The sequence below is a fragment of the Borreliella spielmanii genome (assembly GCF_014201705.1).
Classification (GTDB): Bacteria; Spirochaetota; Spirochaetia; order Borreliales; family Borreliaceae; genus Borreliella; species Borreliella spielmanii.
The window spans coordinates 177,924-199,598 of sequence record NZ_JACHFA010000002.1; the positions used below are offsets into that span (position 1 = coordinate 177,924).

Sequence of the window (21,675 nt, forward strand, 5' to 3'; positions counted from 1 at the left end):
TTACTTTATCACTATATTGACAAGCTTGTTTTTAATTACAATTATTTTTACTATTTTTTTATTGAATAAGTTTGATTTTATTTTGCTATTTTCCATTGCTAATTCTTTTAGCTCTTCTTCATTTATCTCTTTGTTTAGTAAAATTTTGTCTTTTATTTTTCCATTTATTTGCAAGACAATTTCTTTTGTCTCTTTAATAATAAGGTTTTCATCGAATTTTGGCCATTTTGAATTTTTGAATAAACTAGGGGTTTCTTCAATATATTCCCAGAGTTCTTCTGCTAAATGGGGTGCATACGGGGATAAAATAATGATAAATGGTTTAAATATACTCAAATAGTTTTTTTCATACTTTAAAAGTTCATTTATAAATATCATCATAGCAGAGATTGCTGTGTTGAAATTTAGTTTTTCTGTATCTTCTGTGACTTTTTTTATTACTTTATGCAGTTTAGATATTATTTCCTTTGGAGGATTGTCTTTTGATAGTTCTTTTTCTCTTAAGCTCCAAATTTTATTTAAAAATCGAAAAACACCAATAATACCTTTGGTGTTCCAAGGTTTAGAATCTGTTAGTGGTCCCATAAACATTTCATAAATTCTTATTGAGTCTGCTCCAAATTCCTTAATAATGTCGTCTGGGTTTATTACGTTTTTTAAAGATTTTGACATTTTGGCAGTTACTTGGGTTACTTCTTTACCATCTTTTTTGTCAAAAAATTTATTGTCTTTTTCTACAACTTGGTCATTGGGTATTAAAATTCCATTTTCTTTTTGATAAGAAAATGCTGTTATTATGCCTTGATTTATTAGTTTTTTGAAAGGTTCTTTGGTATTTACATACCCTAAATCATAAAGAACCTTGTGCCAAAATCTTGAGTAAAGTAGGTGTAATACGGTATGCTCAGCTCCACCTATGTATAGGTCAACTGGCATCCAATATTCAATTTTTTTTTTGTTTGCAAATTCTTTTGAGTTTTTGGGGTCAAGGTATCTTAAATAATACCAACAAGAACCTGCCCATTGCGGCATTGTGTTTGTTTCTCTTGTAAAACCTGTATTTTTTACGTTTACCCAATCTTTAATCCTTGATAAAGGAGATTCTCCTGTTAGAGAAGGTTTATAGTTTGCAGTTTCTGGAAGCTTTAAGGGAAGATCATTTTTTTCTAAAGGTATTGTATTTCCAAGTTTATCAAATAAAATGGGTATAGGTTCTCCCCAATATCTTTGTCTTGAAAAAACCCAATCTCTAAGCTTATAGGTAACCGTTTCTTTCCCTTTTTTGTTTTTAGTAAGCCATTTTATTACTTTATCTTTTACTTCAGAATTTTTAAGATTATTAAATTCATTAGGAGAATTTATTGAAATTCCATCATTAATAAATGCTTTTTCTAATATTTCATTTTTCCCCGATTTCGATATCACAGGTAGAATTTTTAATTCATATTTTTTAGCAAATTGAAAGTCCCTCTCATCATGTGCTGGAACACCCATTACAGCTCCACTGCCATAAGTTCCTAGTACATAGCTTCCAACCCAAATTGGAATTTTTTCGTTTGTTATTGGATGAAACGCGTAAGATCCTGTGAAAACCCCCGATTTATCTTTTTCAAGAGAAGTCCTTTTAAGATCGCTTTTGAGTTCTTCTTGCTTTACATATTTCAAGACATTTTTTTTAAAGTTATTTTTTGTTATTTTTTCTACTAGTTTATTTTCTGGTGCAATTACTAAATATGTGATACCAAAGATTGTGTCTGGCCTTGTTGTAAAAACTTTGATTTTATCATTGTAGCCTTCAATTTCAAAGTCAATTTCAATACCTGTTGATTTGCCAATCCAATTTCGTTGCATTTCTTTTACAGATTCGGGCCATTCTAATTCTTCAAGGTCGTTTAACAATCTTTCAGCATACTTTGTAATTTTTAAAACCCATTGCCTTAAATATTTTTTTTCAACGTTGTGAAATCCCCTCTCAGATTTTGGCCCGTTTGGAGTTTGAATAATCTCTTCATTTGCTAATACTGTTCCAAGCTCGGGACAGTACCATACGGGCATTTCTTTTGCATAAGCTAGACCTTTTTTATATAATTGCAAGAAAATCCACTGTGTCCATTTATAGTAATTCTCGTCATGTGTTCTAATTTCTCGATCCCAATCATAGGCAAATCCCAAAGCTTTTATTTGTTTTTTAAACTTATTAATATTTTCTTCTGTACTTTTTTGAGGGTGAGTCCCTGTTTGTATTGCATAATTTTCAGCAGGAAGTCCAAAACTATCAAATCCTATTGGATGAAGTACATGAAATCCATTTAAAATCTTGTATCTTGCAAATATGTCAGTAGCTGTATATCCTTCTGGATGGCCAACATGAAGTCCGTTGGCAGAAGGATAGGGAAACATGTCAAGTATGTATAATCTTTTTTCTTTAGGAATGCTTGGATCTTCTTTTACTTTGTATGTTTTGTTATTATCCCAAAATTCTTGCCATTTTTTTTCAATTTTTATGAATTCGTATTTAGACATTTGTCCCCTTGAAAATTAATTTATAAGTTATTCTTTAACATCCTTTTAGATTACACTATTATTAATTTTAATTTAGTAACAATTTTGATGCTGTGAACTGGACTTGAACCAGCACGGGCTTGCGCCCACTAGCCCCTCAAGCTAGCGTGTCTACCACTTTCACCACCACAGCATTACTAAGTATTATATTTTTTATTTTAAATTTTTGTCAACTTTTTTATTTTTTTTAATTACGCAGATTATTAATGTTGCTGTTATTATAGTAATAAATATTGTAAAGATAATTATTTTTATTTTTGAAAATATTATTTCAAATGATTGTCCTAGTTTAAAACTTAGAGTAAAATAAACTATTATTGAGAGTAAAGTTGCAAAAAAGTCAGAAACAATAAATAGATTGGATTTCATGTTTCCCATTCCCGCTGATATAAATATTGCGTTTCTAACTCCAAAGGGGATAAACCTTCCTATAAATAAAGTTAATACTCCGTATTGACCATAATAGTAATTTATTTTGTCAAGCAGGTTATTGTCTTTTTTATTTTTAAAAAATTTATTTCCCATTAATTTTCCAATGTAAAAAGATATTATGTCCCCAAGGTAAGCCCCCCAAAAAATTCCTAAAAAAATTAATAGAGTATATTCATTTTTTCGACTAGCTAAAATTCCACCCATTAGCACTATTGCATCTTCGGAAATAGGGACATTAAGTCCTGCTAAAATTAGCAAAGAAAAAAATACTATTGGGGAATAAGCTATGTTTGAATCAATGGATTCTATTATTGTGTTTATATACATTGTTGTCATCTATGTCTTGTTTTGTAGGTTAAATATATGCTTGCTAAAGTTAAATATGCAAAGTAAAAGATGAGAACAGTTTTTGCTATTTTTAATGCTGCTGTAGATAATTCTGAGAATATTGATACAACAAATATTAGGCAACTTATTATTGTTAATGGTATGGTAATTTTTCTTAATTCTTTAGTTTTTGATGGATAAATAAATTTTATTGGAATAAAGCTTGTAATAATACATATTGACATCATAATAAAATTTGTTATTTGCTCTATTTTAAAGATTATGTTTAGTATTACAAAGAGATTCCACAGAGAAGGAAATCCCCTAAAGTAATTGTCAGGTGTTTTTGCATCTGTTCTTGAGAATTGGTATGCTGATGAGAGTAAAATTCCAATGCAAATGGCGACTTTATATTTTTCTTCAATGAATTCTCCTAAATAAAAAAATATAACGGGTATGAATGTATAGTTTGTGTAATCTGTAATGTTATCAAGTAGAGCGCCATCAATTTCAGGTATTAATTCTTTTACTCTAAGCTTTCTTGCTATAGTTCCGTCAATTCCATCTATTATAAGTCCTATTACTGTTAACTTTAAAAGAAGAGAATAATCACCATTTACAATTGAAATTATTGAGTAAAGTCCTACAATCAGGCCAGATGCTGTAAAAATATGTACAAGCCAAGCTAAAATTAAATTGATATTTTTCACAGTAAATCTCCTTTTATTGGAATATTTTCTTTATCTCTTCAAGTCTACATTTGAAAATGTTAATAGTATTTTCTATTGTTGATTTTTTTGTTAAATCAACTCCGGTAATATTTAAGGAATCTAATGGATATTTAGAACCCCCTGTTTTTAAAAATTTTATATAATTTTCTACTGCATTTTTTTTATTTTCTCTAATGTCTTTGTATATTGATAGAGCAGCTGCAATGCCTGTGGCATACTGATACACATAAAAGGGTGAATAAAAGTGGGGAATCCTAAGGCATTCAAGGGGACTTAATTCATCAAATTTTAGACTAGGCCCAAAGTATTTTTTTAGCAAATTCATATAAGTTTCTATTAGTGTTTCTTTTACTATAGGTTCTTCTTTACTAATCATTTCATGAATAATGTACTCAAATTCAGCAAACATTGTTTGTCGGAAGAATATTGAAATCATGTCGTCAATTTGTGTGAGTTTTATATATTTAATTTTTTTAGCATCGGTTTCGTTTTTAAGTAAATATTCTGCTAATATTTGTTCGTTGATTATTGATGCTATTTCTGCTTCAAAAATGGAATAATTATAATGTGGGAATGGGTTGTTTTTTATGCTGAAGTAAGAGTGCATTGAATGTCCTGCTTCGTGTGCAAGAGTAAACATATCTCTTATTGATTCATCTTTGTAATTAATAAGTATATAAGGTTTTCCATTGTATGATCCAGCGCTAAAAGCCCCCGATCTTTTTCCAGTATTTTCGTATTTATCAACCCATCTTTCTTTTAAAAGACCGTTTCTTAAGATTTCTGTATACTCATGTCCCAATATCTCTAAAGATTTTAATATTTTTTCACAAGCTTCTTCAAACGAATTTTTAAATGTTATTCCTTTTGTTAATGGGACGTAAACATCATAGTGATATAGATATTCTTGGTTTAAAATTTTTTTTCTAAATTCATAATAATCATTAAGTGAAGATAAATTTTCATTGACAGTTTCGATTAAATTTGTATAAACTTTTTTGTCAATATTATTTGAAAAGAGTTGCATTGAAAAAGTATTTTGGAACTTTCTTGTTTTTGCAATGAAGTGACTTTTCTTAAAGTCTGAAATAATAAGATTAGCAAGCGTATTTTCATTGTTTTTGTATTTTTGGTAAAATTTTAAAAAAGCTTCTTTTCGTATTTTTTGATCTTCGTTTTGTAAAAATAGTGTATAGGTAGAATTGGTTAAAGGATGTCCATTAATTTCTCCGAATTTCATATCAGCATTTGTTAATGCTGAGAATATGTTTTGATAAGATGAGTAAAGAGGGGTGTAGTTAGCAAGTATTTCTTCTTCTTGTTCGTTTAGAATATGGTTTTTTTCTCTTAGTATTTTTTCAATTGCAATTTTTTTTTCCTTAAGCTCGGGTGCATTTATCCAAGCTTGAATTTTTTTTGCATTTGTTTTTAGTATTTTGGGCATGAAGAATGAGGTGGCATTAGATACTTTTGTAGTTAGATTAATACATGTAGAATATAATTTATTTGAGTCCTTATTGGTTACATCTGTTTCTAATTGAAGCATTGCATAGTAAGATACTTTTTCTAAATCTTCCATAATTTCATAGTATTTGTTTACAGTTTCTTTAAATAAATCAAAATTTAATTCCAATTTTTCATATTTTTTAAATTCTTTGGTTTTAATTTCAATAGCATTGATTGCTTTTGTATATTCTTCTTCATTCGCAAATAGAAAAGATAAATCCCATTTATCATTCTCATTGATTTCGTTTCTATTTATCACTAAATTCTCCTCTTTCTTTTTTTATTATTTGGAAAGAAATAATACATTGAAATTTTATAAACATTGTGCTTATTATTTTACAATAAAGTCTAAACTTTATATATAAAAAGCCTATAAGTTTAACTGTTGAATAGAGATTCTAATAAAAATTTTTTAAACTTTAAAAATGCTATTCCTCGGTGGGATATTTTGTTTTTTTCTTCAAGCGTTAGATCACTAAGCTTTTTATTATTTTTAGTTAAAAATATTGAATCATAACCAAATCCATGGTTTTTACCACCATTTAAACTTAAGGCAATTTTTCCCTTAATAATTCCTTCAAAATTTGATATTTGTCTATTTTTTGATATATAACTTATGTTGCATATAAAATATGCTTGTCTATTTTTTTCATTTTTCATTAAGTCTAAAATAAGTTGATTTTTTTCATTAGTGCTTAATTTTTTACATAGCTTGTAAGTGTCATATCTTTTAGAGTAAATTCCAGGTTCTAAGTTTAGTGCTTCAATACACAGCCCAGAATCTTCTCCAAAAACATTTTGATTTTTTTTTAAAATTTCAAACAGTGCTTTTGCTTTAAGTAAAGAGTTTTCTTTAAATGTTTTTCCTGTTTCTTTGATGTTAAAATTTTGAGGGACTATTAAGTTTAAATTAGGTATATCTAATATATTTTTTACTTCATTTATTTTATTTTCGTTTGTTGTTGCAAAAAATAGTGTTTTCATTTATATAATAATAAAGTATTTGTGAGTTTAATTATATAATTATATTAGCTTTAATTGTGTGTGTTTGTTGAGTGTTTTTGCATCAGGTTTTTATCGAAAAATTTGAATTTTTGTCTAAAGTGTTAAAATAAATTTTTAATTTTTTTGTTTGGGCATTGTAATTTTTAGTAAGGTTTGTTATGAAAAAAAGAATTAAATTTAAGATTATTTCAGGTTTTAGGGGAATTTTCAAGGGTTTTTTAGTTATTTGTAATTCTTTATTTGTCGCCCTTAAAGCCATACATTCTTTTTTTAAACAAAATGTTAGTTTTATGATTATTCCTCATGTTAAAGGGAATGTAAAAAATATTAAAATTTCTTTTTTGACTTTATTTTTCTTTTCTACTTTTTTTTTAGGCGGCTTTATAGGGTTTGTTTTGCTTGCTGTTAATTATGTTACTCTCTCATCAATTGTAAAATCTACAGAGAAAAATTACTCTTTAGCAGAGTCTGAGATTGAGGATTTTAGAAATACAGTTGTAGAAATTAATTCTGTTGCAAAAAATTTTTCAAAAATTCTAGATGAGCTTAAAACTTCTTTGAAAATTAATTCTAATAGTATTGATTTAAATAAAAATAAACAAGATGGGGATCTTTCTGATTTTATTGATTTGCAAATTTTAGAGGCTAATTCAATAAAAGAGCTTAGTGATCTTAAAAATATTAAAAGTAAAATAGAAAGTTCAATTCCCCCTCTTAAAAGCATAGTTAAGGTCTTGCATGCTCAAGATAAGCTTTTAAATGATATTCCGTCTCTTTGGCCTCTTGCGGGTGGATCTGGAATTATTACTTTGCATTTTGGTCCTGCTATTGAGCCTTTTACTAGGCAGTGGTATATCCATAAAGGTATAGATCTTGGGGGGGTTAGAATTGGAACTCCTATTGTTGCAACTGCTGATGGAGAGGTTGTTAGAGCAAGTTATCAATCAGCAGGCTATGGCAATTTTGTTCAAATTAAGCACAAGTATGGGCTTGCGACTCTTTATGCACATATGTCGCGTCTTAATACTTCTAAAGGGTCTTATGTTAAAAAGGGACAGGTAATTGGATTTATGGGACAGACAGGTTATGCAACAGGTCCGCATGTGCATTATGAGGTTCGTGTAGGTTCTCAAGTTATTAATCCTGATATGTATTTAAATTTGGCTACAGGAGCTTCAAAATAGATGTTAAATTTTTTGACTGTGAAAAAAGAAAAAAAAGCATCGCCTTTGTTTATTTTTGATGAAATAAAAACAATAGTGGGTGTTGGTGATTTTTTTAAAGGGGATCTGGTTTCAAATAATTTTATTCGACTTGATGGCGATTTTATAGGCACTATTAGTTCTACAAAAAGAGTAATTATTGGAGAAAGCGGGAGAGTTAAATCTAGTATTGATGCTAATGAACTTGTTATTTCTGGAATGGTTGTAGGCAATATTTATGCGAAAAGCAAGATTAAAATATTTGCATCAGGGTGTGTTATTGGAAATATTTCTTGCAGGTCGATTGAAGTTGAAGAGGGCGCTATTATTGATGGGTATATGGATATCGGTGCTGATCATCTTAGAGCTCCTGAGAGAAATGCATTTTTTTATACTGGTTCTTATAAGGTTAATGAAGATCTTTTAATTGAAATTAATAAGGAGTATCGAGAAGAAAAAAAATCTTTTCAACCCTTAGAAGGTGAAGATGATAAATATTTTTCAAGTGTTATGAGTAAAATAGATGAAAGTAAATAATTTGATTGCTGGGGCATTAAATCTTGATTCAAAAGATTATAAAAAAGGTGGTAAAAAAGTATTTTTTGACAAGAGTAATGTTTTTTCTTCGGTGTTTCAGACTGAAAGCGTTAAAGAAGATAAGCGGTTTGTGTTGCTTGAAAATGGTGAATTTAATCTTGATTTGATTAAAAATATGTTAGATGGAATTAACGAGATTGGCGAAAGACTTTTGAGTGAGCCTTCCAGACAAAATGTGATTTTTTACAAAAAAGTTATTTCAGAGTTTATATCCATTATAATATCATCTTCTGTTTGTTTGAAAGAACAAAAAGGGGGGAGTTTGGGAGATCTCAAGCGACCCAAGTATAGAATTATTAAGATTATTAATGACAAGCTGGATAAACTTGCCTATTCTGTTTTACAAAATCAAATGACTCAGATTAAACTTTTAGATAGTATTGAAGAGATTCAGGGTTTACTTGTGGATTTGCTAATGTAAATTAAGCTTGAGGCTTTTAAAATGTTTCAAATTTCAAATTAAAAGGGATTGTTAAACAATCCCTTTATTGAATAGTAAATATTAAATTAATTCTTAATTAAATATTTTTTACTTATTTCTAAAAAGTTTTTTATTTGTTCATTTTTCCACTCTTCAGATTTATTTAATTTTTTCATCATTATTTCAGCAACTCTTGGAGCAGCTTCAATTGCGGCTTGAGGATTTAAAGGCAATGATCTTGTTCTTCTTGCTAAAACATCGTCAATAGTTTTAGCTTGCTCAAATTCAATTGCAAAAGCTATTTGAGCTTCATTTAAATCCAAATTTTCGTGTATCTTTTTATTAAACCCCTCCATATTTTTTAAAATTTCAAAGTCACTACCATAAGTTCTAAAAGGTTCAGGAATTTTTATTGCCTCTTCTTTTTTAAGATAACCGTGTAACTTTAAATCTTCTGTAGTTGATGGATAATTTGGTATTAAATTTTTTTCTATTGCCTTGAGTAAGGTTTTTTCCGCCATTTTTCTATATGTAGTATATTTACCCCCAGCTATTGTAATAAGATTTGAATCTGATATAAATATTTTTTCATTTCTTGAAATTTTTGAAGTATTGCCCCCAGCTTTTGGATCCATTACTAATGGCCTTATTCCAGTATATACGCTTTTTACATCCGATTTTTCTATTTTAATATTTAAATAGTTGTTTAAATTATTTATTATAAAGTCAATCTCTTCATCAAATCTTTTAGGTTCTTCTTCTATTTCTTTAATTGGAATATCGGTGCTTCCGCAAACAACGCTATCATGCCAAGGAATAGCAAATAAAATCCTATTATCACTGGTTTTAGGCATTAATATTGCATGATTTTTGGGAAATTTGTCTTTTTTGATTATTAAATGGCTACCTTGGGAAGGTTTAATAATGTTTAAAGCTTTTTCATCATCTAATCTTCTTATTTCATCTGAAAATATTCCTGTGGCGTTTATTATACATTTACTTTTTAATGAAATTTGTTCTTTTGATAATTTATTTTGTATGATAACTCCTGAAAGTTTTTCATTTTCCTTGTTGAATTTTTTAAGCTCTGTGTAGTTAAGAGCAATACCTCCTTTTTCGGTAAAAGTCCTCAATAATGTTATTGCCATTCTAGCATCATCGAATGAATCATCGTAATATAGAACAGAACATTTAAGGCCCTCTCTTTTAATATTAGGAGCTTTTTCAATGGTAGCTGTTTTGGATAGTAATTTAGTTTTGTATTTACTAGATTTTTCTTTACCCATAAGATTGTGGTAATAGCTTAATCCAAAATAATAATAAGGTACTTCTAAAATATTATAAATAGGAGTAATCAATGCACATTCGTTAATTAAATGAGGCGCATTCTTTTCAAGAATGGCTTTTTCATGTAAAGCTTCTTTAACTAAAGAAATATTCCATTGAGCTAAATATCTCACTCCGCCATGAATTAATTTACTTGATCTAGAGGAAGTGCCTTTTGCGTAATCAAATTTTTCTATAAGTATTGTCTTATATCCCCTTGTGATTGCGTCTACTGCGATACCAAGACCTGTTGCGCCTCCCCCAATTATTATAAGATCAAATTCTTGATTTTCAAGATCTTTTAATTTTGTTTCTTTGTTATTATTCATGAAATTTAAATATTCCTCCATTTTGGTTAATTTCTCTTCTTTTTAATTAAATTCTAAGTTTGAGAAATTAGCAAAGATCATTTGTTCGCAAAGATCGTTTGTTTTAATTTTATTGAATAGCACTATAAACTAATTGCAATGATAAAATTTTCAATCTTTTGTGATTTTTTTTTCGATTTAATATATTATTAATCATTTTTTATATTTCTCCAATGAATTTTACCTTTTTATAAGGTGTAAATAGTTTATTTCTTAAATTCATTTGTTCTGGTTTTGAAAAATTAAATAAGTTATGCATGATTATGAGAATTCTGTATCCAGGATTTTGATCTTTCAATTGCTTTGTTCCAATTCTCAAGAAGATTTTCTTTTTGATTTTTTGACATTGAAGGCTCAAATATCTTATCTACTTGCCAAAGACTTACGATTTCTTCGGCGCTTTGCCAATAACCTGATGCAAGCCCTGCAAGATAAGCAGCCCCAAGAGCGGTTGTTTCTGTTATTTTTGGTCTTACAACTTTGCATTCTAAAAGATCAGCTTGAAATTGCATTAATAGATTATTTTGGCTTGCTCCTCCGTCTACTCTTAATTCTTGAATTTCAAAATTGGGAATGGATTTTTTCATGGTATTTAGTATATCAAAACTTTGAAATGCTATGCTCTCAAGAGCAGCTCTTGTGATGTGAGCTTTTGTTGATCCCCTTGTTATTCCAATAATTGTTCCTCTTGCATAAGAATCCCAATGAGGTGCACCAAGCCCAACAAATGCTGGCACAAAATAAACTCCCCCATTGTCTGAAGCAGAGCTTGCCAATGATTCTGCATCTGAGCTTTTTCTGAAAAATTCAAGACCGTCTCTTAGCCATTGGATTACAGCTCCACCAATAAAAACACTTCCTTCAAGAACATAAGTTACAGATTTTTTTCTTCCCCATGCAATTGAAGTTAAAAGCTTTTCATGATTAATAATTGGTTCTTTACCTATATTTACTGTTAAAAAGCAACCAGTTCCATATGTGTTTTTAGCCATACCTTTTTTAAGGCAAGCTTGTCCAAATGTTGCTGCAAATTGATCTCCAGCAATTCCTGCAATAGGAATTTCTGCTCCAAATAGCGATTTATCTGTTTTACCATATATTGTGGAACTTTCTTTAAGTTCTGGCAAAATTGCTTTTGGAATATTTAATATGCTTAAAAGTTCATCATCCCATTCTAATGTTTTAATATTTAATAATAATGTTCTTGAAGCATTAGAGTAATCAGTCGCATGTACTTTTTTTTGGGTTAGATTCCATAATAGCCATGTATCTATTGTTCCAAAGCATAATTCACCATTTTCAGCTTTTTGTCTGGCGCCCTCTACATTGTCCAAGATCCAAAGTATTTTTGTTCCGCTAAAATAAGAATCTAATACCAAGCCTGTTTTTTCCAAAATAATTTTATCTTTTCCCTCTTGTTTTAATTGGTCACAAATTTTGGCAGTTCTTCTGTCTTGCCATACTATTGCATTGTAAATAGGTTTTCCTGTATTTTTTTCCCATATAACCGTAGTTTCTCTTTGATTAGTTATTCCAATAGCATCAACTTCGCTTGGTAAAATTCTTGAATTTGCAAGAGCTTCTGTTATAACCCCAAGTTGAGATCCCCATATTTCGGTAGGATCATGTTCCACCCAGCTTGGTTGCGGATAGATTTGAGTAAATTCTTTTTGAGCAACCCCTTTTATGTTTGCATTTTTGTCAAATACTATTGCTCTTGAGCTTGTAGTACCTTGATCAATAGATAAAATGTATTTCATAATTTCTCCTTTTTACTTTAACAAAGATAAATATCTTTTAACCTTTGTTATTTTTTAATGTAAATTCGTAAATTGTAGCGCCCAAAATTGCCCCAATAATTGGACCAATTATTGGTACAATAAATATATTTAGGTTATTAAAGCCATGATTTTTAAACCCAGCAAATAAGAGTAAAATTCTTGGCCCCAGATCCCTTGCAGGATTAATAGCATAACCATTCATTCCCCCAAAACTTATTCCTATTGCCAAAACCACTGCTCCTATAATAAATGGAATAAATGGATTATCATCGTGTTTTTTTACAAAATCTCCAACAACAGAAATTAAAAACATTAGCAAAAAAGTTCCAAAAACTTGATCAATAAATCCAGGTAAAAATCCAGGAATAGCAGGAAAAGTTGCCATTATGCCTTGAGTATTTTCTAGTCCTGGATCTATTTCTATCCATTTAGGATAAAATACGACAAGTGTCATTAATGCGCCTGTAAATGCTCCTAATATTTGAGCTACAATGTAATGTAAAAGTTTTGAAACGGGAAATTTTCCAACACTTGCTAAGCCTATACTAACAGCCGGGTTTAGGTGTGCGCCACTAATTCTTGCTGCTGTATAAATACCAAACGTTACACCTAGCCCCCATCCAAATACTATATTTGTATATCCCCCTTTTATTATTTCTCCTGTTATTTCAGGACTTGATGGAAATAGTACTGTCATTGCAACAGATCCAGTTCCTAGAGCTAATAGAATAAATGTTCCCAAAAATTCCGATATAAATTCTTGGAATTTTGTATAATTCATAGTGTGTCTCCTTATTTTTATAGCAATTTTATTTTTTATTAAAAAGTTTGAATTTTTCAATTTTTGAATTTATATATTAAATTTTTAATTAAATTTTATTGTTCTTTTTGCAAAATAATTAGATTATTTATATTTTATCCTCTTTCTTTTAAGGATAATTAATATTTTTAATTATAACTTTATAATATTTATATTTAATATATTATTTCTAATTAAGATTAATGTCAATAATTTAAAAATTTTAATTTTTAAATTATTGATTTCTTTCCTAAAATTTGTTTAAGGATTTTTTATTTTATATTAAAATTTTTACATTGGATTTTTTTATTAATTCAATTTTATGATTCAATTTTATGTTTTAGAAATTCTTTTTTTATTTTATATGTGAATTATTTAGTTGGTTTTGGAGGTAGACTTGGTGATTGTAATAGAAGGTTTAATTGGGGTAGGAAAAACTACTCTTGGAAATATTTTGTCAAAGGAGTTGGAAGTTCCTTTTTATAGTGAACTGAATAATGATTTTACTTTGGCTGTATTAGATAAATTTTATAAGGATAAATCCAGATGGGCATTTCCAGTTCAAATTAATTTTCTCAATGAGAGGTTTAAGTTAATAAAAGGGGTGTTTAGAACAAAAGGGGGTATACTTGATCGATCTATTTATGGTGATTGTGTATTTGCGTCTCTTTTAAATTGCGATGGGCATATTTCTGATGAGGAGTATAAAATATATATTGATCTTCTTGATAATATGCTTGAACATTCTCAACGACCAAGTTTGCTTGTGTATCTTGATTGCAGTATTGATGAGGTTGAGCGCAGAATTAAAAATAGAAATAGGAGCTTTGAGATGAATATTCCTAGAGATTATCTTGAAGGTCTTAATAGAAAATATTTGAAGTGGTATAATGAATATAACTTGTCTTCAAAGATAAAATTTTCTTACGATGATATAAATATTTTTAACGAAGAAGATAAGAACAAAGTGATTTCTTTAATTAGAGATAAACTTGTATTATAATTACTTATAGTAGATTGACATTCTTTTATTGTATTTAAAGGTTGAGTGTTAATGGAGGTTCTTATGAGGAGATTATTTCTTCTGTATTTTTTATGTTCTTTTGTTTTTTTGAATTTGTTTGCCCAGGGTAGTTCTTCTTATGTTGATAAGCAAAAAGAGCTTGCTATTTTTTATTATGAGGTTGGTCAAAGGTATATAAATGTTGGTAAAGTTAAAAAGGGAAAGCTTTTTCAAGCAAAAGCTTTAAAGATTTATCCAGATTTGAAAAAGGGAGTTAATATTAAGCTTGCAATTAAAGAGCTTGATGCTAAGATTAAGGATGACAATTCCAAGGTTGTTATGCTTGAGGATGTTAAGCTTGAGGAGATACCTGGAATAGTGCATGAAAAAATAGAAATCAATGATTTTACAAATGCTCCTAAAATAGAATATATTGCCCAGAGAGAGAGAAGCAAAAATGAAGATAAAATTATTAAATTTCAATTTGGAAAGTTCGCAAGAGCCTTAATTTCTAGGAACTTTGATTTATTTGCTTCTGTTATTGCAGATAAAGTTAATGTTATGGGTCAATTTGAATTAAAAGACGATTTTATATCAGCTTTATCAAGAGCTTCATCTAAGATTGATGCAGAAGAGTTAGAATATTTATCAGTTGATGATTACTACGATTTAAAGTCTTTGAAAATTTTAAAATCCAACGATACTTCTTTTTCTGTTAATGTTAACGCCAAGAAAAATGATGTTACTAAAAATTTCCCATTTTGGAAAGAGCATCAGACTTTAATTTTTACCAAAGATGATGATAATGATAATTGGTTTTTGTCTTCTATAAAGTGAAATCTTAATATTGTAATTAAGAACATTGTCATTAGTATATGTATAAACAAGTCTCCAATTTTTTCATAAATGGTTGTAAATGTTGGGGACAGTTTTACGGTTGATAATAAGTAGCCTTTTGTAAAAGTTTCTAATCTTTTAATGCCTTCTCCGTATTCGTTGATGATGGCAGTGATTCCTGAGTTTGTAGCTCTAATGGTTTTGATTCCATTTTCAATGCTTCTAAATTTAGCTACAACAAAGTGTTGCCATTCTGCTGAATTTGTTTTTGACCAAGAGTCGTTTGAGAAATTGAGCAATGTATTAGCACCTTGGATTTTATAAAACCTTGAAAGTTCTGGGAATGCATCGTCATAACATATTAAGGGAGCAAATTTAAATTTTTTCAATTTCAATATTTCAATTTTATTTCCTTCAATTTGTCCCAAGAGCCTGAAATTTTTTAAAAAAAAGTTTCTTACAAATTTATATTCGTAAAATGGAATTTTTTCTGCAAAAGGGACTAAGAATATTTTAGAGTATATGTTTGCAATGTTGAGATTTGGCTCTATCATGTAAATAGAATTTTGTTGAATTCCTATGGTTTTGTCTACATTTGAAGGAGCCCCAATGGCAAATGGAATTTTTCGTTCTTTTATAAAATTTTTCAGCTCATTATGTAAGTCATAGTTTTTAAAGTATTGCTCTTCTTTGTTAAAAGGGTAGGTTAGTACTCCTTCACTCCAGATTACAAATTCTATTTTTGGGTTTTCTTTTAAGGCTTGTTCTGTAATTTCAATAGAATCTCTTATTCCTTTTTTGTCATTTCCAGGTAACCACGGATCAGTGTTAAGCTGAATAGCTGCAATGTTTAGACTATCTATTTCTTTTGCTAATAAACTTTTTAATTCTGTTTTTTTAAGCATTCCGTAAGTAAAAGATACTATTGTTAATAGTATTGGAAATATTGTGTTTAGCAAATTTGTTTTGTTTTTATGGATTAAAAAGTCTGCTATTCCTGAGTTTAAAAAGTAGACTACAAATGATACAAAAAATACACCAAAAATGTCTGCTACTTGAATTAAATTATTGAAGTTATTTACTGTGAAAGCGGCAAGCCCCCAGGGATACGCTAAAAATCCAATTGATCTTGAGTAATCATAAAATGTAAAAAGCATTGCTATTGCTATTGCTTTATTTTTAAAGTTTTTTAAAGAGTAATATAGAAAATAACCCAAAGCTAATGAATATGGAATGTATCCTATTACTACTCCTATGAAGGTAATCCACCCAAATGCATGAAAAAATCCAAGCCAAAAATTTTGCAAGCTGTTGGCTATTATAAAGTAAAATACCGTTAATCCTATTAATGTTTTTTTATTTTCGAGTTTGTTTAAAGCTATAAAAAGCGGTACATAAGCAACAAATCCCAGGATTGAATATCCGGTTTCTTTAATTTCGTTTGGAATTGCAAGTGTTGTAAGAATTCCTGAAAATGCGGCTAGGTAAAAACATCTGGTTTTCATTTTTCCTCTTTTTTACTATCATTATTAGTAATATAATGATGTAATATATTTAACATTATCATTAATAATTTTATATGATAGCATGGATTTTTTTGTATTATTATTGAAAATTTATGCTTATAATGGGTCTTGAAAGAAGTAAAGGGAATTATGTTGATTTTTGGTTTTGTTGGTTTGTTATTTTTAAATTTTTTTAATTTACATGCTCAAGGAATAGTTACCAATAAAGACGCTCAAGAAGAGTTTAAATGGGCTCTTAATTCCTATAATAATGGAATTTATGACGATGCTCTTTTATCTTTTAAAAAAATTTTAAGCTTTGATCCTAATAACCTTGATTATCATTTTTGGATTGGTAATGTTTATTATAGGTTGGGTTATGTTGAAGAAGCTTTAATGGAGTGGAGAAATTTAAAAGATCAAGGTTATAAAGTCCCCTATCTTAGACATTTGATTTCTACTATTGAGCAAAGAAGAGGTATTTTTTCAAATTACGAACTTAATTTTAAAAAACTTGTAAAAGTTGCTTCTCTTGATAACTCTATTTATAAAAGGCCACATGGGTATCAGATTACATCCTTGAGGGCTGATAAGTATGGCGGATATTATGCTGCAAATTTCGTGGGTAATGAAATATTATATTTTGATGTTAATAATAATGTTAATGCTTTAGTTAAAGATGGATTTAGTTATTTAAAATCACCTTATGATGTTATTGAAGCTAATAATTTGCTTTATGTGAGCCTTTATTCAAGCGATGAAATTGGCGTTTATGATAAGGTTCTTGGCGTTAAAAGGAGATCTATTGGAAAAAAAGGCACAAAAGATGGCGAATTGCTTGCTCCTCAGTATATGGCTATTGATAAGAGAAACTATATTTATGTGAGCGAGTGGGGAAATAAAAGGGTTAGTAAATTTGGACTTGAGGGTGATTTTATTCTTCATTTTGGTTATAGAACTTCAGGTTACAAAGGCCTTTTAGGTCCTACAGGTGTTACTTACTTGAATGAAAACATTTATGTTGCAGATTCTCTAAGAAATACTATTGAAGTTTTTGACACTAGCGGCAACCATTTATATTCAGTTTTTACTTCTATTGAAGGAATAGAGAGTCTTAGTAGCGATTCTGTTGGCAACAATATTATAGTATCTTCAAAGGATGGTGTTTATAATTACAATGTTGCTAAAAAGACAATTACAAAAATTTTAAAAGCAGATAAATTGAATTCTAAAATCTCTTCATCTATTTTGGATGCCAATAATCAGATGATTGTCTCAGATTTTAATAATGCCAAGGTTTCAGTTTATAAGAGTGATTCAAGCCTTTATGACAGTTTAAATGTTGATGTTAGAAGAATAGTTAGGCTTGGAGGGCCTAAAATTTACGTTGAGCTTAATGTTAGCAGTAAAAGTGGGTTGCCTGTTGTTGGGCTTAAGAGTGAAAATTTTTCAATTGCAAATGAAAATTATTACATTGTCAATCCTAAAGTAGCGTACAATGTAAATGCTTCAAAAGATATTAATATAGCAGTTGTTTTTGATAAATCTTCTTATATGAAAACCTATGATCTGGATCAAATTATAGGGCTAAATGCTTTAATGGAGTCGTCAAAAAATAAAAACTTTAGTTTTATAAATGCAACAAATGTGCCCATTATAGATAATATTGAAAGCTTGACAAATAGCATTAAAAATACAAGTTCCCTTGGTCCTTATAGTACAGATACTGTAAAAACAGATGTTAGTTTGAAGTTAGCAGGTTCTGGGCTTATGTCAAAAAGCTCAAGAAGAGCAGTAGTTTATTTTAGTGGTGGTGTTTTAAATCGTAAAGCTTTTGAAAAGTACTCTTTAGATACGATAGTAAGCTATTATAAAAATAATGATATAAGATTTTACTTAATATTATTTGGTAATAGTCCTGTTGATAGTAAGCTTCAGTATTTAGTTAACGAAACGGGCGGTGCTATAATCCCTTTTTCATCTTATGAAGGGGTGTCTAAAGTTTATGATTTAATTTTAGAACAAAAAACGGGTACTTATTTGTTAGAATATTATTATCCAGGCCCTCAAGAGCCTAATAAATATTTTAATTTATCTGTTGAGGCAAATATAAATCAACAGACAGGAAGAGGGGAGTTTGCATATTTTATTAATTAGATTGCTTTTTAATTTTATGAGGGGGAAGTCATGAGACTTAATGCGGGGATTGTAGGGCTTCCTAATGTGGGCAAATCTACTTTATTTTCATCGTTGACATCATCTAAGGTTGAAATTGCTAATTATCCTTTTTGTACTATTGAGCCGAATGTAGGAATAGTAGAGATTCCTGATGAAAGACTTTTAAAAATCGCAGAGTGTATTGTTCCACAAAAAATTATTCCTGCTGTTATGGAATTTGTTGATATTGCAGGCCTTGTTAAAGGAGCATCAACAGGTGAAGGGCTTGGTAATAGATTTTTAGCTAATATTCGTGAAGTTTCTCTTATTGTTCATGTTGTAAGATGTTTTGAAGAAAAAGAGGTTATTCATATTAATGATGATATTAATCCTGAGGAAGATATAACTACAATTAATATTGAACTTTGTCTGGCAGATCTTGAAACTGTTCAAAAAAGCCTTCAAAAACAAGAAAAAAATGTTAAAAGCACCGATAAAAAAATTAGTGAATATTCTAAAGCAATTGTTTTAATGTTAAAAAGACTTAAAGATCATTTAAGCAATATGAATCCTGTTGTTGAGTTTAAATTTGATGATTTTGAATACAACTTTATTAAATCATTAAATCTTTTGACTTTTAAAAAAGTTTTGTATGTTTGTAATGTTGATGAAAATTCACTTAGTGGTAATAAATATACAGATATTGTAAAAAATATTGCCGTAAAAGAAGGGAATGATTTTTTAATTTTATGTGCTAAAATTGAAGCCGAGCTTGCTGCAATAAAGGATATACCTTATAAAAATGAAATGTTGAAATTATTTGGAATAAATGATAATGGCCTTAGTAGTTTGATTAAAAAAGCTTATTATACCTTGGGACTTAGAACCTATTTTACAGCAGGTTTGCAAGAAGTTAGAGCTTGGACATTTAAACAGGGAATCAAAGCCCCCAAAGCTGCTGGAATAATACATAGTGATTTTGAGAAAGGTTTTATTAAAGCAGAAGTTTATTCTTGTGAGGATTTATTTAAATTTCAAAGCGTTCAAAGATTAAAAGAAAAAGGACTTGTTAGAATTGAAGGCAAAGAATATCTGGTAAGAGATGGAGATGTAATCTTTTTTAAATTTAATGTTTAGATTTATTTTATGGTCAATTTATTTTTCAATAATATAAAATTAGTTAGTTTATTTGTTTTTAATATTGCTATTTGTTTGTTTTATTTGTTTTTATATGGTACAAGGTTTTTTTACTTTGTTATAGTGCTTTTTTTGATAAATTTTTGTTTAATTCTTTTTTATTTAAGATATTTTTGTTCTATTTCTTTTAAGGGTTCTAAGATTTATTATAAGGGCATTTTTTTAAGTTATAATTTTGATTTTAATGACATTATTTCGCTTGAAAAAAGATTGTCGGATAATGTTTTGATTTTGAAATTAAAAAATAAAAAAAAGATTAAGGTTTGTTTTTGGATAGGCAATGGTTCGAGTGAATTATTCAAAGAGCTTAAATTTAAGAGAAAAGATTTGTTTATCACAAAATTGGAAAATTTTCCAATAAGATATTATTTGTCTTATGCCTATCTTTGTATGTTTTTAGCTCGCATTATTATTAGTTTGTTTGTTTATTATATTTCATTAAGCAATATATTTATTTTTTTATTTATTTTTTTTATTGACATTAAAGTTTTGTTAGGTGATTTTTTAGTTATTAGTAATATGGTGTTGTTTTATGAGTTTAGAAAAGATTCGATTTATGAAAGGAAAATTTTTAAAGGTGAAATTTATTTTTATAAATTTTTTGAAAAAATTTTTATTACTAGGGAATTTGAATTTAACAATAAAAATTATTTATGCTTTTTTTATAAAGGAAATCATCCAACTAAAAAAGTGTATATTTTAAATAAAAAAATTTCTTATTCCATGCAAAATGTTTTTGAATATATTAATCAAAATTATTATACTAAATTAATTTAAGCTTTGATTGACTATATTTAAATTAGTTGATATATTAAAGCTATTGTTTAATAAATTAAGGAGTATCATTTGAGAAAAAATGCATCTGCATTGAAGCGCTCTCGTCAAAATTTAAAAAGAAAGATTAGAAATGTAAGTGTAAAAAGTGAATTAAAAACAATAGAAAAACGCTGTATCAGTATGATTAAAGCGGGCAAGAAAGACGAAGCTATTGAATTTTTTAAGTTTGTTGCAAAAAAACTAGATACTGCTGCTAGAAAGCGAATAATTCATAAAAATAAAGCTGCTAGGAAAAAATCTCGTTTAAATGTTTTGCTATTAAAGTAAGGAAATTAGTTTATGTCTTTTTCAAGAAGACCAAAGATTACTAAGTCAGATATTGTTGATCAAATATCTTTGAATATTAGAAATAATAATCTAAAACTAGAAAAAAAATACATAAGACTTGTAATAGATGCTTTTTTTCAAGAGCTTAAAAGTAATCTTTGTTTGAATAATGTTATTGAATTTAGATCTTTTGGTACGTTCGAAGTTAGGAAAAGAAAAGGTCGCTTAAATGCTCGCAATCCTCAAACGGGAGAATATGTTAAGGTTTTAGATCATCATGTTGCGTATTTTCGTCCAGGTAAAGATTTGAAAGAGAGAGTGTGGGGTATTAAAGGTTAAATGCCGGTTAATATGGTAGATTCTTATAAATGGGATTGTAAGCTGGATTCTAGTTTAACTTTTAGAGGAAAATTAAAATTTGAAGGAACTTTGTATCTCGATTCTTCTTTTGAGGGTGAAATATCCTCAAAAGGAGGTGTGCTTTTTATTGGTAAAAATAGCAAAGTTATTACCAATGTAGTAATTTGTGATACATTAATAGTAGAAGGAATTTTGAAGGGCAATGTAAATGCTGCTAGTAAAGTTTATTTAAACAGCGGTTGTAAAATATATGGGGATGTAAAAACAAGAAAGATATTTATTAATGATAATATAATTTTTGATGGTAAGTGTGAAATGATAAAGTCTAATGAAATTGTAGATTTGTTTTCTTTTACCGTTTCACAAATAAAAGATACTTTGCAATAGAGTTGGTGTTTTTTATTAATTAATAATAAGTAGATTTTTATAAAATCCTTTCTCAAAAATTTGATTCG

The 21,675-nt window shown here is 28.5% G+C and carries 20 protein-coding genes and 1 tRNA gene; 11 read left to right on the forward strand and 10 right to left on the reverse strand.

All coding sequences use genetic code 11. The features are described from left to right. From leuS to rdgB, 6 genes are all read right to left on the reverse strand, one after another. Positions 1 to 2,523 (reverse strand): leucine--tRNA ligase, encoded by a 2,523-nt coding sequence (gene leuS, locus HNR35_RS03000; RefSeq protein WP_183223841.1) that lies wholly within the window; start codon positions 2,521 to 2,523, stop codon positions 1 to 3. Positions 2,524 to 2,611: 88 nt separating this feature from the next. Further along, positions 2,612 to 2,695, reverse strand: a tRNA-Leu gene (locus HNR35_RS03005). Positions 2,696 to 2,715: 20 nt separating this feature from the next. Continuing rightward, entirely contained in the window at positions 2,716 to 3,330 is a 615-nt protein-coding gene (locus HNR35_RS03010) for a DedA family protein (protein ID WP_183223843.1), read from the reverse strand. Next, positions 3,327 to 4,031 (reverse strand): phosphatidylcholine synthase, encoded by a 705-nt coding sequence (gene pcsA / locus HNR35_RS03015; protein ID WP_183223845.1) that lies wholly within the window; start codon positions 4,029 to 4,031, stop codon positions 3,327 to 3,329. The genes HNR35_RS03010 and pcsA overlap by 4 nt, the downstream gene beginning before the upstream one ends. Before the next feature lie 13 nt (positions 4,032 to 4,044). Then, the gene (gene pepF / locus HNR35_RS03020; RefSeq protein ID WP_183223847.1) at positions 4,045 to 5,817 is read right to left on the reverse strand and encodes an oligoendopeptidase F; all 1,773 of its coding nucleotides are present in this window, start codon (positions 5,815 to 5,817) and stop codon (positions 4,045 to 4,047) included. Between the two features lie 119 nt (positions 5,818 to 5,936). After that, positions 5,937 to 6,542, reverse strand: a complete 606-nt coding sequence (gene rdgB / locus HNR35_RS03025; protein ID WP_183223849.1) for an RdgB/HAM1 family non-canonical purine NTP pyrophosphatase — start codon at positions 6,540 to 6,542, stop codon at positions 5,937 to 5,939. Positions 6,543 to 6,721: 179 nt separating this feature from the next. Here rdgB and HNR35_RS03030 point away from each other — a divergent pair, with 179 nt between their 5' ends. The 3 genes from HNR35_RS03030 to HNR35_RS03040 are packed head-to-tail and all read left to right on the forward strand — an operon-like array spanning position 6,722 to position 8,783. Further along, complete coding sequence (locus tag HNR35_RS03030; RefSeq protein WP_006433504.1) at positions 6,722 to 7,747, forward strand: M23 family metallopeptidase; 1,026 nt, start codon at positions 6,722 to 6,724, stop codon at positions 7,745 to 7,747. Beyond that, positions 7,748 to 8,302 carry a bactofilin family protein gene (locus HNR35_RS03035; protein WP_183223851.1) on the forward strand — a complete coding sequence of 185 codons (555 nt, stop codon included), beginning with the start codon at positions 7,748 to 7,750 and terminating at the stop codon, positions 8,300 to 8,302. After that, entirely contained in the window at positions 8,289 to 8,783 is a 495-nt protein-coding gene (locus tag HNR35_RS03040) for a DUF327 family protein (RefSeq protein WP_006433514.1), read from the forward strand. Before HNR35_RS03035 ends, HNR35_RS03040 begins: the two co-directional genes overlap by 14 nt. 86 nt (positions 8,784 to 8,869) lie before the next feature. Here HNR35_RS03040 and HNR35_RS03045 read toward each other — a convergent pair whose 3' ends face one another. The 3 genes from HNR35_RS03045 to HNR35_RS03055 form a co-directional block, all read right to left on the reverse strand. Further along, entirely contained in the window at positions 8,870 to 10,459 is a 1,590-nt protein-coding gene (locus HNR35_RS03045; RefSeq protein ID WP_183223853.1) for a glycerol-3-phosphate dehydrogenase/oxidase, read from the reverse strand. Positions 10,460 to 10,728: 269 nt separating this feature from the next. Then, on the reverse strand, positions 10,729 to 12,237 hold the full coding sequence (gene glpK, locus HNR35_RS03050; protein WP_183223855.1) for a glycerol kinase GlpK: 1,509 nt from the start codon (positions 12,235 to 12,237) through the stop codon (positions 10,729 to 10,731). A 37-nt stretch (positions 12,238 to 12,274) separates the two neighbouring features. Beyond that, positions 12,275 to 13,039 carry an MIP/aquaporin family protein gene (locus tag HNR35_RS03055; RefSeq protein WP_006433568.1) on the reverse strand — a complete coding sequence of 255 codons (765 nt, stop codon included), beginning with the start codon at positions 13,037 to 13,039 and terminating at the stop codon, positions 12,275 to 12,277. A gap of 418 nt (positions 13,040 to 13,457) precedes the next feature. On the opposite strand from HNR35_RS03055, the gene HNR35_RS03060 reads away from it, so the two are divergent. Then, positions 13,458 to 14,060 carry a deoxynucleoside kinase gene (locus HNR35_RS03060; RefSeq protein ID WP_006433580.1) on the forward strand — a complete coding sequence of 201 codons (603 nt, stop codon included), beginning with the start codon at positions 13,458 to 13,460 and terminating at the stop codon, positions 14,058 to 14,060. Between the two features lie 63 nt (positions 14,061 to 14,123). Next, positions 14,124 to 14,897 (forward strand): hypothetical protein, encoded by a 774-nt coding sequence (locus HNR35_RS03065; RefSeq protein ID WP_183223857.1) that lies wholly within the window; start codon positions 14,124 to 14,126, stop codon positions 14,895 to 14,897. Here the strand turns inward: HNR35_RS03065 and lnt are convergent. Then, positions 14,834 to 16,402, reverse strand: coding sequence for an apolipoprotein N-acyltransferase (lnt, locus tag HNR35_RS03070; RefSeq protein WP_040353466.1), 1,569 nt, complete (start codon positions 16,400 to 16,402; stop codon positions 14,834 to 14,836). The genes HNR35_RS03065 and lnt overlap by 64 nt on opposite strands. A 150-nt stretch (positions 16,403 to 16,552) precedes the next feature. On the opposite strand from lnt, the gene HNR35_RS03075 reads away from it, so the two are divergent. The 6 genes from HNR35_RS03075 (at position 16,553) to HNR35_RS03100 (ending at position 21,607) form a co-directional block, all read left to right on the forward strand. Then, entirely contained in the window at positions 16,553 to 18,559 is a 2,007-nt protein-coding gene (locus tag HNR35_RS03075; RefSeq protein ID WP_183224146.1) for a hypothetical protein, read from the forward strand. A 30-nt stretch (positions 18,560 to 18,589) separates the two neighbouring features. Further along, positions 18,590 to 19,696 (forward strand): redox-regulated ATPase YchF, encoded by a 1,107-nt coding sequence (gene ychF / locus HNR35_RS03080; RefSeq protein ID WP_183223859.1) that lies wholly within the window; start codon positions 18,590 to 18,592, stop codon positions 19,694 to 19,696. Between the two features lie 9 nt (positions 19,697 to 19,705). Next, positions 19,706 to 20,533 (forward strand): hypothetical protein, encoded by an 828-nt coding sequence (locus HNR35_RS03085; protein ID WP_183223862.1) that lies wholly within the window; start codon positions 19,706 to 19,708, stop codon positions 20,531 to 20,533. 69 nt (positions 20,534 to 20,602) lie between these two features. Beyond that, the gene (gene rpsT / locus HNR35_RS03090; RefSeq protein ID WP_006433627.1) at positions 20,603 to 20,860 is read left to right on the forward strand and encodes a 30S ribosomal protein S20; all 258 of its coding nucleotides are present in this window, start codon (positions 20,603 to 20,605) and stop codon (positions 20,858 to 20,860) included. A 12-nt stretch (positions 20,861 to 20,872) separates the two neighbouring features. Then, positions 20,873 to 21,199, forward strand: coding sequence for an HU family DNA-binding protein (locus HNR35_RS03095; RefSeq protein WP_006433421.1), 327 nt, complete (start codon positions 20,873 to 20,875; stop codon positions 21,197 to 21,199). Continuing rightward, positions 21,200 to 21,607 (forward strand): bactofilin family protein, encoded by a 408-nt coding sequence (locus tag HNR35_RS03100; protein ID WP_183223864.1) that lies wholly within the window; start codon positions 21,200 to 21,202, stop codon positions 21,605 to 21,607. It abuts the gene before it with no gap. Positions 21,608 to 21,675 lie beyond the last annotated feature (68 nt).